Source organism: Pseudomonas promysalinigenes, from assembly GCF_014269025.2.
GTDB classification, from domain to species: Bacteria; Pseudomonadota; Gammaproteobacteria; order Pseudomonadales; family Pseudomonadaceae; genus Aquipseudomonas; species Aquipseudomonas promysalinigenes.
In genome coordinates, this window is record NZ_CP077094.1 from 2,468,145 (window position 1) to 2,481,154 (window position 13,010).

Genomic DNA, 13,010 nt, shown 5'->3' on the forward strand with positions numbered 1-13,010 from the left:
GAGAGGTGCCCATGAACGAACTTTCTTCACCCCTGCCGTCAGGTCAATTTACCGTGCTGGGCTACGGTGGGCTGCTACCGTTCATTGCTTTGACGGTACTGATCATAAGCAAGGCTTCATTCCAGGCCTTGGCAGCAGTAGCAATCGTGAGCTATGGCGCTGTGATACTAAGCTTCATCGGCGCCCTTCACTGGGGGTTTGCCATGCTGCTCCCAGGCCTGGAGGCCAAGGAGCGTCAAAAGCGGTTGCTGTGGAGTGTAATCCCGGCATTGCTCGGTTGGGCTTGCACACTGATGCCTGCGGCGCTGGCTTGTTTTGCTCTGGCCTGCGGGTTCGTGGCTCATCTTTGGCAAGATCGCAGCCTGCCGCAGAATCTACCCGCCTGGTACCGGCCAATGCGCCTGCGTTTGACGGCGGTGGCAGCCCTGTGTCTGTCACTGTCCGCGCTTGCACTCACGTACTCCTGACAGACGTGTACAAGGCTGCTCCCACTCACTCTGCGAGTGATGCCTGCATCTGTCGATCGGTCTCGCGAACGGCATTACTGCGATAGATAAGCACCAGAGCGATGGCAAGCAGCACCAAGGCCGCAAGCCGGTGGGTCCCAAGTGGAATGACCGGATTGCCAAACCAACCAAAGTGATCGATCAGCAAACTCATCAGCAGTTGGCCACTGATGACCGATACCGTTGCCACCGCAGTACCCACACGTGGGATAGCAAAGACGATAGCCAGCATGTAGATCACTCCGAAAAACGCGCCAGTGACCTGCCAACGCGCAACGGTGAACAAATTCCAGGCGTGTGGCGGTTCCAGAAAGAATGCCAGCAAGAAACTAACCATGGTGCCCATGACAAAGGTCAACCAGGCACTTTCCAGCACCCCGACATCTGCGCCAAGGCGACCATTGACAGCCGATTGCGCGCAGAGCACGGCACCACCGAGTACAACAACCAACAGCATCACAACAACCATTACGGTTCTCCTCAGTGAATGAGCCACAGCGCGGCAAGGATGGCGACCAAGGCGCCTACCCGATATCGGTCGACATGGCGCTTGGCGCTACCGAGCAAACCCCAATGGTCGATGATCAGGCTCGAGCCAAGTTGACCGAACAGAATCCCCACCATGGTCAACCCAACACCAATGTGAGGGGTGGCGATGGTCAATGCGCCGACGTATATCGGCCCTAGTACGCCGCCACTGAGCATCCAGCGCGGCTGTGCGAACAATGTGCTCAAGCGCGGGCGGCCAAAAATCAGCCCGAAAGTCAGCAGTAGTGAGCCAATCGCAAAGATCCCCAACGTGGCCCAAAGGTGACCGACCTGCGAACCTAATGGGCCCAGCAGGCCGGCCTCGACTGAGAGCCCCATGCCTGCCAGAACAACTAACGGAATGATCCAAAAGCGCATTATCAAAGCCATCTCGTGGGTAGAATTGGCAGATGATATTTTCTTGCTGTAATTGCCACAATTGAGCAATAGAGCAAGACATAATTGCGATTCCAGCAATGCTATAGAGGCGATCGACCCGTATGCACCTCAAAGCCCATCGGTACTTCGCCATGGTGGCTGCAACAGGCAGTTTTGCGGCCACTGCGCGGCACTTTCAGGTACCCGCATCGTCCGTTTCACGATTCATAGCTGCCCTTGAAAAAGAACTCGGGCAACAACTGCTGTACCGCAATACCCGTGCGGTCAGCCTCACCGATGCCGGCGAGCGGTATTTTCTGCAAGTTCGCGAAGTGTTGGAGTTACTGGACGCAGCCAACGAAGATGCTGCAGGGAAGGGGGGTGACATTCGCGGGCTGGTTAAACTCAATGCCCCGGTGGCGCTGGGGCGGCTGCATCTAGCCCATTTGGTCGAAAGGCTACATGCACAATACCCCGAGCTGATTGTCGAACTGATGCTTTCGGATCTGTACATCGACCCGGTTCTGGAGGGTGTCGATATCACCATCAGGGTCGGGCATCTGGAGAACTCGGCACTCATAGGCCGCAAAATCTGCGATCAGCGCTACGTGCTGTGTGCAAGTGCAGCGTATCTTGCCAAGCACGGCGCGCCTCACACCCCGCAAGAGCTGAGAGCCCACAGCTGCCTGGTATACAAAGGGCAGGCAGGGATGCAGCGCTGGCACTTCAGACGACAACCCGATCACCAGCTTGAGGTGATCGATGTGCAAGGCCCCCTGCGCAGCAATAATGCTGATGCGCTCGTCGAGGCTGCACTCGGTGGAATGGGCATCGTGTTATTTCCGACGTGGTTATTCAGCAGAGCGTACTTCAGCGAAGGGCGCTTGGTGCAATTGCTGCCTGAGTGGACGGGCTCCATCGAGCCGGTGACGAGCCAGATTCATCTGATTTCACCTGAAAACCGACTTCGTTCGAAAAAAGTCAGAGCCGTATCGCAGTTCTTGCTCGATGCCATAGGGTCGCCGCCCTACTGGGATGACATTACGGTATAGGCCAGCGGCCACTACGCTGATTGGACGCGTGCTGATCTGACGGGCTGCGTGCATGACTCAGCAGCCCGACGACCAGATCGATCCTCAATCGCTTATCGACGCGCTTTTGAAGGGATTGCCTTTTGCCTGCAAGTACAGCCTGCCCATCGCCTTGGAGGCGAAGTCGGTGATGTGGCCAATGTCTCGGTAGATCGGCAGGCCATCGATCAACAGCTTGCACTGGCCATCTGTGCATTGAACATCCTTGGGGTCAATTACCAGCAAGTTCGGGTGTGCTTGTTTGGCGTCCATGAACAGTTGCGCAAGCCAAGGGTTTTCTTCAGGTTGCGCAACGCTGGTGGCGCAGTGTTGTTCCTTGATCGTACTTCTGAGTTTGATCGTGCGGTACAGGCAATCATTGGCGCCTTCGGGCATGACGATATTGCTCTTGAGTAGCACGGGCGTGGCGCCGGACTGCGCGATGATTTCCAGGCTCTTGAGCAAAGCGGCCTTCATCCGTTCGCGCGAGAGGGCCTCAGAGCGCGGATCGTCAATCGACCACACCACCGCGCTGCTGTCGGCATATGTGTCCCACGTCAGGCCGATAATCACGTAGTCATAGTGGTTTTGAGCAATCTGCTGGTGATAAGCGGTCGCAGCCGCGTGGCATTTCTTGTAAAGCGCATGCTTGTATTTCCACCAGTCATAGAGGTAGACATCGGGCAGGGCCAGGCAGCCTGGGTAACCTTGAGCGGTGACGGAGATGCCGGCGTCCTTGCTGAGCGTGTCCACCAAGCCCCAGAAATGGTTGGAATAAGAGTCGCCCATCAGCAGCGCGCGCTTGCCGGCACCTGGCAGGCCCAGTACACAACTGCTGTCGGAGCCGTCGGTAGCGCCGCCCAGGCAAGGTTCGCGCTGGGGGATTTCACTTGCCTTGAGGCGCGGCAGGATGTCCGTCGCAGCGCTGCCAAAACGCTTTATCCACCCATCGGCGCGGTCGCCTGCCGAGTGCAGCGCTGAGAACGCAATGGCAGGGATGACGAGCAGAAGGATCAGAGTCTTGCCAAACCCTAGGCGTACCCGGCGTAACGGTTTTTCGATCAGGTAATAGGAGGCGATACCTAATGCGAGCGATGCGCTGAAGTAGCCGGCGAGCACCGCCGGGGTCTTTTCCAAGCCCAGGTAGGTGATGATCGCGATCACTGGCCAATGCCATAAGTACAACGAGTACGAAATGGTCCCGACGAACACCAACGCAGGCCAGCTCAACAAGTTGGAGCTGATGCCGCTTTGGCCAACCTGCGCACAGACCAAAAGCGCTGTCGCCACGCAGATCACGATGGCGTAGATGCCTGGGTAAGCTGTCGTCGGTATGGACTGGGTGGCGGCGTAGATCACTACGCCCAACGCTAGCAGGCCAAGGGCCGACGCGCTGAAGCGGCTGAGCCGTTGCCGGTCGTTGGCGAACACCGCGGCGCATGAGCCGATCAGCAGCTCAAAAATGCGCGCCAGGAACGCGTAGTAGCTTTTGTCGGGCGTGGCCTTGGCGATCAACAAGGCCATGGCGATCGAGCTGATGGTGAGTATCACGACCGCGATCTTCAATCGGTGCGGCGCCAGATAACGCGTCAGCGCCATCAGCCCGAGCGGCAGCACGATGTACCACTGCCATTCCACCGCCAGCGACCAGGTGTGCAGCAAGGGTAGCGTGGCCGCTTCTGGGGTGGCATAACCGTCGGTAGCTTTCGAGAAGAATTGGTTGGACAGCAGCAGGCTGGTGTACTTCTCGCTTTTCAGAAAGTCGACAAAGTCCTTGGGCAGGTATAGCAGGCTGGCGACGCCGAGGGTGACGATCAAAAGCGTCAATATGGCCGGCTGCAGCCGCCATAAGCGTCTGACGTAGAACTGCTTGAGGCTGAATTCACCCCGGCTTGCCGCGTTGAGGATGATCGTTGTGGTGAGATACCCCGAGATCACGAAGAAAATGTCGACGCCGATGAACCCGGAGGGAAACAGGGACAGGCCACCGTGATAAATCAGCACGAGCAACACAGCGACGCCGCGCAGCCCGTCGATATCCGCGCGGTAAGACGTTGGCTGCCGGGCGGATTTGACCGTGTCTGGATTGGCGTGGGGTTTATCAGCCTGTTCGCCCGAGGGGGCCGGGGTTTTGAGTATCAGATTCTGATCGGTCGACACGGTGCCACATCCTATTGCATTGAGGGCTCTTTGACGCGGCAGCGCACGCGAACAAAAGGTTGCGAGTCTAGCAAATGTGCACTACGAAGCGTCATCGATTCTCTTGGCGTCATCCAGGACAGCCTCTCGTCAGTTTCTCGATATACCGGGTTCATAAATGGGAAACGGTTTTACAACCAGCGACAGGTTGAACGGGTGAATGAGGTCGTGCTCGTTCGCCTTTTGCTTGGCACGCAGCGGCACGACCCTATCCACCATGTGATCAATTGGGCTTGTAACGCGCAGCGAGCTGATTGCTGGAAAGCTGGCTGAACAAAGCCTGCCGGCTGGTTTCGTAGCGTTCGAGTGACTGCAGATCGTGCAGCGAGGGGATGGAAATGAGCACTGAGTTGTCGAAGTCCTGCAGCGCACCTTCCACCAGATCCTGAGCCGACATCACGATACCTGGGTCAAGGTTCTCGACGGGCAAGCCGCCTATCTGCCAGAAGTCTGTCGCAGTTGCACCGGGCAGCACCGCTTGTACCTGAATGCCCTTATCCGCCAGCTCTTTGTGCAGAGCCTGAGTAAAAGCGGTGACATAGGCCTTGCTGCCGCCGGAGCGTCTCGGCTATTTCGAAGAGCAGGCTCTCCTTGCTTTCGAAATGGTGATAAATGGACCCGGCCTGAATCCCGCTATGGCTGGCCAAGTCGCGCATGCTGACCTGGCCAAAGCCTTGCGCTGCGAACAACTCCACCGCCTTCTCGCGGACCAACAGGGCCCGCGAAGTTGCGCAGGGCAGGGCAGCGGCGCGGGCGTTTGCGCGACTTTCACGCATAACGGTAGAAACCGTGACCGTGCATCTCAAGTAGGAGTGTTTCATAGGCCATTGATTGGTCCCTTTGGTCAGACCCGCGTGAATTACGCGCAAGTTGTCTGAGCTTAAAGACGGGGTGCAGGGTGGTAATCGTCTGGACGGACTAGACGGACGCAACCCAGTCCTCCGAATCTGGGCTGACCTGGATTCAGGCTTCACTGTGACCCGGTTGCTGCTGTTCTGCTCGGTACTCTAGGTATGTTGCTTGCGCCACACATAGCGTGAGCAGTGCCTTGATCGCCCGCAACCGTGTCAGTTATTGCGTCGAGGGGCGAGATCCATACGGCAAGCAAAACAACGAAGGTTGATTGCCTTGATGACCGCTCCCCAAACCACGCTCTATGCAATTTAACATAATATGCATTATGCGTATCCTGGTATTTTCCAGCTGATGCCCACTTAGGGTACAGTTCATCCTCTGGAACTCCTTCAAGAACGTTCTGCCACCAGGCACCCAAGGTTGCCCAGTTCATGCCTTATCATCCATCCGCAGATCAGATCGTCGATCTCTATGATCGCCACGCAGCAACTTGGAACAATCTTCGCACCGATCACTTTATCGATCGCAAATGGATTGAGCGCTTTCGCTCATTACTATCGCCATCAGCAACCGTCCTTGATCTGGGCTGTGGTTCTGGCCAGCCCATCGCGGGTTTTCTGATTGAAACTGGAGCTTATGTGGTTGGTGTGGATTCCTCTAACCAAATGCTTGCTCTGTGCAGTGCAAAATTTCCTGCGCACGAATGGATCCACGCAGACATGCGCACCCTGGCGCTGGATCGGCAGTTTGATGCAATCCTGGCCTGGAACAGCTTTTTTCACCTCAAACCGCAGGATCAGCGTCGGATGTTCCCGGTATTCCACCGGCATGCGGCACCAGGTGCTTTATTAATGTTTACCAGTGGCCCTTCACATGGGGAAGCCTTGGGCGTATTCGAGGGTGAAACGCTGTACCACGCTAGCCTTGACCCGCAGGAATACAGCGAGCAACTTCATCATCACGGCTTTGAAATTTTGGATCACATCGCCGAGGATGCAGAATGTGGCGGCCAAACCGTATGGCTAGTACGGCACCTGCCCTAACCTATATTTCGTGAAGAAATAACTACACTAAATGACTATTTAGTGTAGTTATATATAAAATGCTCAATTTGCGTCCCTCGCGCTCGCCGTGAACTAAGACCCTGTGCAGGCATAATTCAAAATCCGTGTTGCAACGTTTGCCTATCCAACGCTTCGCATACCGCCGGTCGGAGCTCACGTTCGTGCAAATGATCACGCTTAGCTTACGAGGCTCTCAACTGATATGGGGTGAAGTGATCGGCTTACCCTCACCCCTTACAAGCCACGCCGACGGCGGGCTGTTTAAAAAGAGCGAGGGCACAATATGAACATGACAATGCGAATGGGCGGCGGCAATGTCCACGATGACTGGCCAGAACTGGATCCTGACAAGAACGAAGATCGGACTGATAAATCAAACGCTGACCAAAACCCGGAAAGTGATGAACGTATCCCGCCCGGGCCGCCTGCCAGCGATCCTGAATCGGGTGCGTAAAGCTTAACCGGTTACACTCGTATCGCCGATCGTCTGGCTGGGCTTGCTTCCGGATAGCCGCCAACTCACGTCGGTTATTCCGTACCGCTCCGCCATAGGTCGGCTCACCTTCCTGATTTTCTCACGGCCAAACTTCGGGATGATGCCGATGCCTGCATCGCAACTTGCCCAGTGCCAAGCCTCGGCGTTATCGATTTTCTCGAGCCGGATGATGAAGCTACGGGGGGCGCCGTGCAGCAGGTAATCGATAATGTACAGCTGGGGACTCGGCATTGCGCAGCCCTCCTCTTCTCCATGGATGACAAAAGCATTGAGTCATGTCGTTGGAGAAAGATTCAAAAAATTGTGGGGCAATTCAACGGGAAGCGTTGATCGCCGCGACGTTCGGGGCTGGGATAATCGATGGCCCCCATTGCCCGGTAAGGCAGAGCGAGGGTCGCTACTCTTGGGGCTGGCGCGGTCTTACCTGACGGCTCTGCCCGCCTTTGCGCCCCGCCTGCGCAGCCCTCTGTCGATCATTGCGAAGTTCCCACCCGACAATTTGCCCCCTTTGTGGCCAGCCCGCGCGGCCCGTTCAGGATCATTTGCGAAGTTACCTGAGTTGGTCTCCTTGGTACCACCTCGTTTTCCTGTCGGTCGTTTTGCGTCAACCATGTGCTTCTCCTACCGTCACTAGTGCGGCTCACTGAGTGTTAGGCCTACCCTAGGTCCGAACAAGCTCATGACGTATCTGCTCAATCTGACTGCGGTCGACTGACCGGAGGCGCCAAACGTTCGTCTCAAAAAGGATCGTGTGCCAAACGTCTGGCTTCTATATGCTCTTCGTTGCCCTGCTGTGACCCTCGGGCTGCCTGTGTCCCGGTGCCTCGCGAAGCCGCCGAGGGCCGGCATATAATGGACCCAGGCGCCCGCAGCCATGTCCTCGGGCCAAATTTTTGATGCGCACAAGGCATTTCCATGACTGATCAACCCGCATCGCCGCAAAACCCCGCCTTGAGCCCCAGCCACTTGGACTTTCCGGTGGTCGGCATTGGCGCCTCGGCGGGTGGCCTGGAGGCCATTCGCACCTTTTTCCAGCAGATGCCAGGCGATTGCGGCATGGCGTTCGTGGTCGTGCTGCATTTATCGCCCGACCATCAGAGCGTGGCAGATCGGATCATTCAGGAAACGACCCCGATGCCGGTGCGCCAGGTCACCGAACCGGTGCCGATCGAACGCAACCACGTCTATGTGATTTCGCCGGCCAACCGCCTTTCCACCAACGACGGCTACCTGCGGGTCACCCCTGCCAACCGTCGGCGTGGCGACCACGTTGCCATTGACCTGTTCTTCCGTGATTTGGCCGATGTTCACAAAGATCACGCTTTCTGCGTAGTTTTGTCAGGCACAGGCGCCGATGGTGCTGTGGGGCTTTCCAGAATCAAGGAACAGGGCGGTGTGACCCTGGTGCAAACCCCTGATGACGCGCAATACGACAGCATGCCTAGGGCAGCGATCGAAACCGGCTTGGTCGACCTGGTCTTGCCGGCCGCCGAAATGCCGCAAAAACTGATGGAGCTGTGGCGTACTGCTCGCCAAGTGAAACTGCCCGAGATCGAAGACGATACCCTGCCACCTGCCCTAGGTACTCGGGCCGGTGATCCTCGAGCCGCAGAACCACTGCTCGACGAGATCCTGCTACAGCTACGCAATGTCACCGGTCATGACTTTCAGCATTACAAACGCGCCACCGTGTTGAGGCGTATCGAGCGCCGTCTTCATGTGACCGGGCAGACCGATCTGCAGGGTTATCTGCGCTATTTGGAGCAAAACAGCAGCGAAGCCGAGGCGTTGCTGGGCGATATGCTGATTGGTGTAACCAACTTCTTCCGCGATCGTGAGGCATTCGAGTCGCTGGAGCGGCATGTACTGCCGCAGTTGGTCAGCGAACGCGGGGACAATCGTGAAATTCGTGTGTGGTCGGCTGGCTGCTCCACGGGTGAAGAAGCCTATAGCCTGGCGATGCTGGTGTGTGAGCAACTGACGCTGGAAAAGCGTGACAGCAAGGTTCAGGTGTTCGCCACCGACCTTGATGCGCGGGCGATCAGCACCGCCCGTGCAGCCTCCTACCCCGAGGCTATCGTCACTGATGTGCCCCCTACTCGTCTTCGGCAGTTCTTCGTCAAGGAGGATCAGCACTACCGCGTGCGCAAGGAAGTCCGCGAGAAGGTGCTGTTCGCCCGCCATAATTTGTTATCCGACCCACCTTTCTCGCAGATCGACTTGATCGTCTGCCGCAACTTGCTGATCTATCTGGACCGCGAGATCCAGCACGACATCCTGCAAATGTTCCACTACGCATTGCGCAGCGGTGGTTACCTGTTCCTTGGAACTTCTGAATCAGCAGATGTGGTGGGCGATCTGTTCACCCCGGTGGACAAGCGCAACCGCATTTTCCGCGCCCGTGACGTCAGCGCGGCTACTCGCAGCAGCAGCCGGCAGCTGCCCAGAACGAATTTCAAAGGTGTGGTTCAGGAGCAACAAACCAAAGCCAAGCCTGAACGCAAGCCGTCGTACGCGGAGATGCACCACCGCGCACTGGCCAGACGCACCCCGCCGAGCCTGATCATCGACGGCGACGGCAACATTCTGCATATGAGCGAAGGCATCGGGCGCTACTTGCAACTGGCCGCTGGCGAGCCGAGCCGCAATTTGCTCTCACTGGTACTGCCTAGCCTGCGCCTGGCGTTGCGCACCACGTTGTTTCAGGCCCGCCAAGGCACAGAAGCCGTTACCTCAAGGCCTGTCGACCTTGGCGAAGGTGAAGAACGCCAGCAAGTGGAAATTACCGTGCAGCCTTACAAGGATGAGTTCAGCACAGGCGAATGCCTGCTGGTGGTTTTCGAGGTGCGTACGCCCGACCCCACGCTGCCGTTGCCCGGTGTGATCCGCCAAACCGACAGCATGGTTCTGCACAACCTGGAGCGTGAACTGCTGCGAACCCGCCTGCAACTGCAAGAAACCATCGAGCAGTCGGAAGTATCGAGCGAGGAGTTGACCGCCTCCAACGAAGAAATGCAGGCGATCAACGAAGAGTTGCGTTCGGCCAGTGAAGAGCTGGAAACCAGCAAAGAAGAACTGCAGTCGATCAACGAAGAGTTGCTGACTGTCAATTACGAACTCAAGAACAAAGTCGAAGAAACCGATAAGGTCAATGACTACTTGAGCAATCTGATTGCCTCTACCGACATCGCCACGGTGTTCGTCGACCGCAACCTGCACATTCGCTGGTTCACGCCGCGAGCCACCGATCTTTTTAACATGCTGCCCGTGGATACCGGGCGCTCGCTACTGGATATCACCCACCGCCTCGACTACCCCGCCCTGGCTGATGACGCCCACGCCGTAGCAAAAGGCGAAACCACCATCGAGCGAGAGATCGGCGCCCAGGATAACCATTGGTATCTAGCCCGTTTGCTGCCCTATCGCTCTAGCGAACAGAAGATCGATGGCACAGTGCTTACCTTCATCGACATCAGCAAGAACCACGCCGCAGAAGAGCGCGTGCGCCTGGGTGAAGAACGGCTTAGCAAGCAGTTGGCTGAATCGCAAAGCTCCAGCCACATGAAAGACGAGTTCTTCGCGGTGATGTCCCATGAGCTCAAACACCCGCTGAACCTGATACAGCTCAATGCCGAAATCCTGCGCCGGCTTCCTACTATCAGGAATATGGGCGCTGCGAGCAAAGCCGTTGCGACCATTTGTGAGGCCGTCACCAGTCAGGCGCGCATTATCGACGACCTGCTCGATGTCGCACGTATCCGCACCGGTAAGCTCAAGCTCAAAACCGAGCCAGTGGACCTTGGCGCGGTGGTTCAAGGCATACATGCAGTGGTCATGAACGAAAAACACCCTTGCCCGGTGCGTCTCGAATTACCTGCTGACGACTCCTCACTGATGATTGAAGGCGATGTTACACGCCTGGAGCAGATCATCTGGAACCTGCTGAACAATGCGCTGAAATTCAGCCCGCCAGGCCAGGAAATCAGCCTTGTACTCGAGCGCCATGGCAGTCACGCGCGTCTGCTGGTGATCGATCAGGGCGTGGGTTTGAGCTGCGATGACCTCGAGCATATTTTCGACCTGTTCAGCCAGGCCTCGCCGCAGTCATCCTTGCATGGTCGCGAAGGCCTCGGTATTGGCTTGTCCCTGGTGCGCCAGCTTGCAGAGGCCCATGGCGGCACCGTCGAGGCAACCTCAGCGGGGCTTGGCAAAGGCTGTACGTTCATTGTCCGCCTGCCATTGTGTGATTATGGCCCGCAACAGCGTATCGATACGCCTGAGCCCGTCAACGAAGGGCGGCTGCAAGGGGTAACGGTGTTGCTGGTCGAGGATTCGCCAGAAGTCCTTGAAGTCATGCAGCAGTTGCTGGAGATGGAGGGCGCCGAGGTGATCGCCTACAGCGACCCGGTGAAGGCGCTGGAAGCGGCCGCCAACGCGCAGTATGACGTGATTATCTCCGACATCGGCATGCCTGGCATGGACGGCCATGCGCTGATCAAGGCCCTGCGCGGCCTTGCTCATCTGCAGCACACACCCGCGATCGCCCTCACCGGCTATGGTGCGAGCGCTGACCAGCACAGGTCGCGACAATCGGGCTTCGATCGCCACTTGAACAAGCCCGTCGGTTATGACGAGTTGGTCCAGGCTATCGAGTCCCTCAGTGGCTCAGTAACCTACTGAGGCAATTGCAGTTGCAATAGAACGTTTAGTGCCTGCGCGCGGACTAACCCACATGAGTTGGGAATTGCCGCAGGAGGCTGAGTGAAGCCAGTCAAGCACCGCGTTAGCATCATTTGTCGCCATGGCAAGCAGTCGCAGAAATGGCTTTGGGTTAGAAAGCCCAAAGCACCTTGGACATTGCCAGGCGGCAAAATTGAAGCCGGAGAGACGCCACCCCAGGCGGCGATACGGGAATTACAGGAAGAAACGGGGCTGCAGGCCGATACATTGACCTTTTTAATGCGCTACGAAGGTGAGGCGCGCATGCACTATGTGTTCGAGGCGGACTTCGCCCAAGCGCCAAAGCCTTCAGCTAATAACGAAATCGCCGAGTGCAGTTTTGGGCATCCGGAACGCATGTCGTCGCTCAACGCCGAGATCAAGGCGTTGATCAAATCACTTCTGGCCTGCGACCGGACGCTCGCCGACTCCATTCGCTGAACGAGCAATGCCTCAGGCATGCACACTCCACTGAGTGGCCTGAGCTTCTATCGGTAGTTCATCGATGGCGTGGATCATACCGCTTGCCAATGCCTCGTCAGGCCCCAAGATCCGCGGAGCCGCCATCAGATAGCGTGGCACATCCAGTACTTCGCTGGCACCCTCAGTGCGTTCGGCGACAATTTGCGCGTATAAACGCAAGTCATAGTCAAGGCTCATGGCGTATTCCGCCATTCGGGCATGATCTACCGAGCCGTGCAGCGTCCAGTGGAATGGGTGAAACAGGAACTTGCTGTGCCTGCAGGCCGTGCGGTGCTCGCCGGCCAGGAAAAGGATGTTGCCCATCGACTCAACAGTGCCCAGGTTGTGGGTGTGCACACTGATTGGCAGCGACCGCAGGAAGTTGTAGAGGGTAAAGCCATAACTGCACTCTCCTCCCATGGTGGCGATATTGAGTTGCAGCACCTGCGCACCTTGCCCAATGGCACGCGAGCAGGTGTTGATCAGGTTGCCACAGGTGGATGAATTGATCGGCCCGGTGTAGTGAATGATGTGTCTGGCCATGTTTGTCTCCAGTGTAGGGAGGTTACCCCTGAGCGCCCGCCAAGGTGTTGCGGTGCGGCAACTGCACTGTGCGGTGGAATCGCCCAAACCGCCAAAGTTCAATTCTGCACAATGCCCATGTCTTTCGATCACCTTCGCTGAACCCTCGCCCCTCTGAGTCGGTCGCACCATTTGAACGGTACTCGACGAA

Annotated in this window: 12 protein-coding genes and 2 pseudogenes; 6 read left to right on the plus strand and 8 right to left on the minus strand. The window is 57.2% G+C overall.

Going from position 1 to position 13,010, the window contains the following annotated elements:
- The first annotated feature begins 11 nt into the window (after positions 1–11).
- Complete coding sequence (locus tag HU725_RS11135; protein ID WP_186477248.1) at positions 12–467, plus strand: DUF3429 domain-containing protein; 456 nt, start codon at positions 12–14, stop codon at positions 465–467.
- Between the two features lie 25 nt (positions 468–492).
- Here the strand turns inward: HU725_RS11135 and HU725_RS11140 are convergent, their stop codons facing one another.
- Positions 493–975: a DMT family transporter gene (locus HU725_RS11140; RefSeq protein WP_186477249.1), complete on the minus strand. Its 483-nt coding sequence runs from the start codon at positions 973–975 to the stop codon at positions 493–495.
- An 11-nt stretch (positions 976–986) separates the two neighbouring features.
- Positions 987–1,412 carry a DMT family transporter gene (locus HU725_RS11145; protein WP_186477250.1) on the minus strand — a complete coding sequence of 142 codons (426 nt, stop codon included), beginning with the start codon at positions 1,410–1,412 and terminating at the stop codon, positions 987–989.
- A 122-nt stretch (positions 1,413–1,534) separates the two neighbouring features.
- On the opposite strand from HU725_RS11145, the gene HU725_RS11150 reads away from it, so the two are divergent.
- Positions 1,535–2,464, plus strand: a complete 930-nt coding sequence (locus HU725_RS11150; protein WP_186477251.1) for a LysR family transcriptional regulator — start codon at positions 1,535–1,537, stop codon at positions 2,462–2,464.
- A gap of 84 nt (positions 2,465–2,548) precedes the next feature.
- On the opposite strand, the gene HU725_RS11155 is transcribed toward HU725_RS11150, so the two are convergent.
- The 3 genes and pseudogenes from HU725_RS11155 to HU725_RS11165 all read right to left on the minus strand — a co-directional run bounded on the left by HU725_RS11155 (position 2,549) and on the right by HU725_RS11165 (position 5,502).
- Positions 2,549–4,642, minus strand: a complete 2,094-nt coding sequence (locus HU725_RS11155) for an acyltransferase family protein (protein WP_186477252.1) — start codon at positions 4,640–4,642, stop codon at positions 2,549–2,551.
- A gap of 262 nt (positions 4,643–4,904) precedes the next feature.
- Positions 4,905–5,237 (minus strand): annotated as a pseudogene (locus tag HU725_RS11160) (SDR family NAD(P)-dependent oxidoreductase); the annotation flags it as partial.
- Entirely contained in the window at positions 5,176–5,502 is a 327-nt protein-coding gene (locus HU725_RS11165; RefSeq protein ID WP_437180334.1) for a helix-turn-helix domain-containing protein, read from the minus strand. The pseudogene HU725_RS11160 and the gene HU725_RS11165, both read right to left, overlap by 62 nt.
- 465 nt (positions 5,503–5,967) lie before the next feature.
- On the opposite strand from HU725_RS11165, the gene HU725_RS11170 reads away from it, so the two are divergent.
- Both HU725_RS11170 and HU725_RS11175 read left to right on the plus strand, forming a co-directional pair.
- Entirely contained in the window at positions 5,968–6,579 is a 612-nt protein-coding gene (locus HU725_RS11170; protein ID WP_186477254.1) for a class I SAM-dependent methyltransferase, read from the plus strand.
- A gap of 304 nt (positions 6,580–6,883) precedes the next feature.
- Positions 6,884–7,054: a hypothetical protein gene (locus HU725_RS11175; RefSeq protein WP_186477388.1), complete on the plus strand. Its 171-nt coding sequence runs from the start codon at positions 6,884–6,886 to the stop codon at positions 7,052–7,054.
- 3 nt (positions 7,055–7,057) lie between these two features.
- Here the strand turns inward: HU725_RS11175 and HU725_RS11180 are convergent, their stop codons facing one another.
- Positions 7,058–7,327: a DUF6555 family protein gene (locus HU725_RS11180; RefSeq protein ID WP_186477255.1), complete on the minus strand. Its 270-nt coding sequence runs from the start codon at positions 7,325–7,327 to the stop codon at positions 7,058–7,060.
- Positions 7,328–7,493: 166 nt separating this feature from the next.
- Positions 7,494–7,654, minus strand: a pseudogene (locus HU725_RS11185) (con-10 family general stress protein); the annotation flags it as partial.
- Between the two features lie 357 nt (positions 7,655–8,011).
- Here HU725_RS11185 and HU725_RS11190 point away from each other — a divergent pair.
- Together HU725_RS11190 and HU725_RS11195 are read left to right on the plus strand one after the other, a co-directional pair.
- Positions 8,012–11,776, plus strand: coding sequence for a CheR family methyltransferase (locus HU725_RS11190; RefSeq protein ID WP_186477256.1), 3,765 nt, complete (start codon positions 8,012–8,014; stop codon positions 11,774–11,776).
- Between the two features lie 81 nt (positions 11,777–11,857).
- Positions 11,858–12,256: an NUDIX hydrolase gene (locus tag HU725_RS11195; RefSeq protein ID WP_186477257.1), complete on the plus strand. Its 399-nt coding sequence runs from the start codon at positions 11,858–11,860 to the stop codon at positions 12,254–12,256.
- 12 nt (positions 12,257–12,268) lie between these two features.
- Here HU725_RS11195 and HU725_RS11200 read toward each other — a convergent pair whose 3' ends face one another.
- A complete protein-coding gene (locus HU725_RS11200; protein ID WP_186477258.1) occupies positions 12,269–12,820 on the minus strand; it encodes an ATP-dependent Clp protease proteolytic subunit in 552 nt (183 codons plus the stop codon).
- Positions 12,821–13,010: the final 190 nt, after the last annotated feature.

Coding starts and splice junctions, on each gene's coding strand:
- HU725_RS11180 (WP_186477255.1), bottom strand. CDS start 7,327: ATGCCGAGTCCCCAGCTGTACATTATCGATTACCTGCTGCACGGCGCC.
- HU725_RS11165 (WP_437180334.1), bottom strand. CDS start 5,502: ATGAAACACTCCTACTTGAGATGCACGGTCACGGTTTCTACCGTTATG.
- HU725_RS11140 (WP_186477249.1), bottom strand. CDS start 975: ATGGTTGTTGTGATGCTGTTGGTTGTTGTACTCGGTGGTGCCGTGCTC.
- HU725_RS11145 (WP_186477250.1), bottom strand. CDS start 1,412: ATGCGCTTTTGGATCATTCCGTTAGTTGTTCTGGCAGGCATGGGGCTC.
- HU725_RS11175 (WP_186477388.1), top strand. CDS start 6,884: ATGAACATGACAATGCGAATGGGCGGCGGCAATGTCCACGATGACTGG.
- HU725_RS11150 (WP_186477251.1), top strand. CDS start 1,535: ATGCACCTCAAAGCCCATCGGTACTTCGCCATGGTGGCTGCAACAGGC.
- HU725_RS11170 (WP_186477254.1), top strand. CDS start 5,968: ATGCCTTATCATCCATCCGCAGATCAGATCGTCGATCTCTATGATCGC.
- HU725_RS11135 (WP_186477248.1), top strand. CDS start 12: ATGAACGAACTTTCTTCACCCCTGCCGTCAGGTCAATTTACCGTGCTG.
- HU725_RS11190 (WP_186477256.1), top strand. CDS start 8,012: ATGACTGATCAACCCGCATCGCCGCAAAACCCCGCCTTGAGCCCCAGC.
- HU725_RS11200 (WP_186477258.1), bottom strand. CDS start 12,820: ATGGCCAGACACATCATTCACTACACCGGGCCGATCAATTCATCCACC.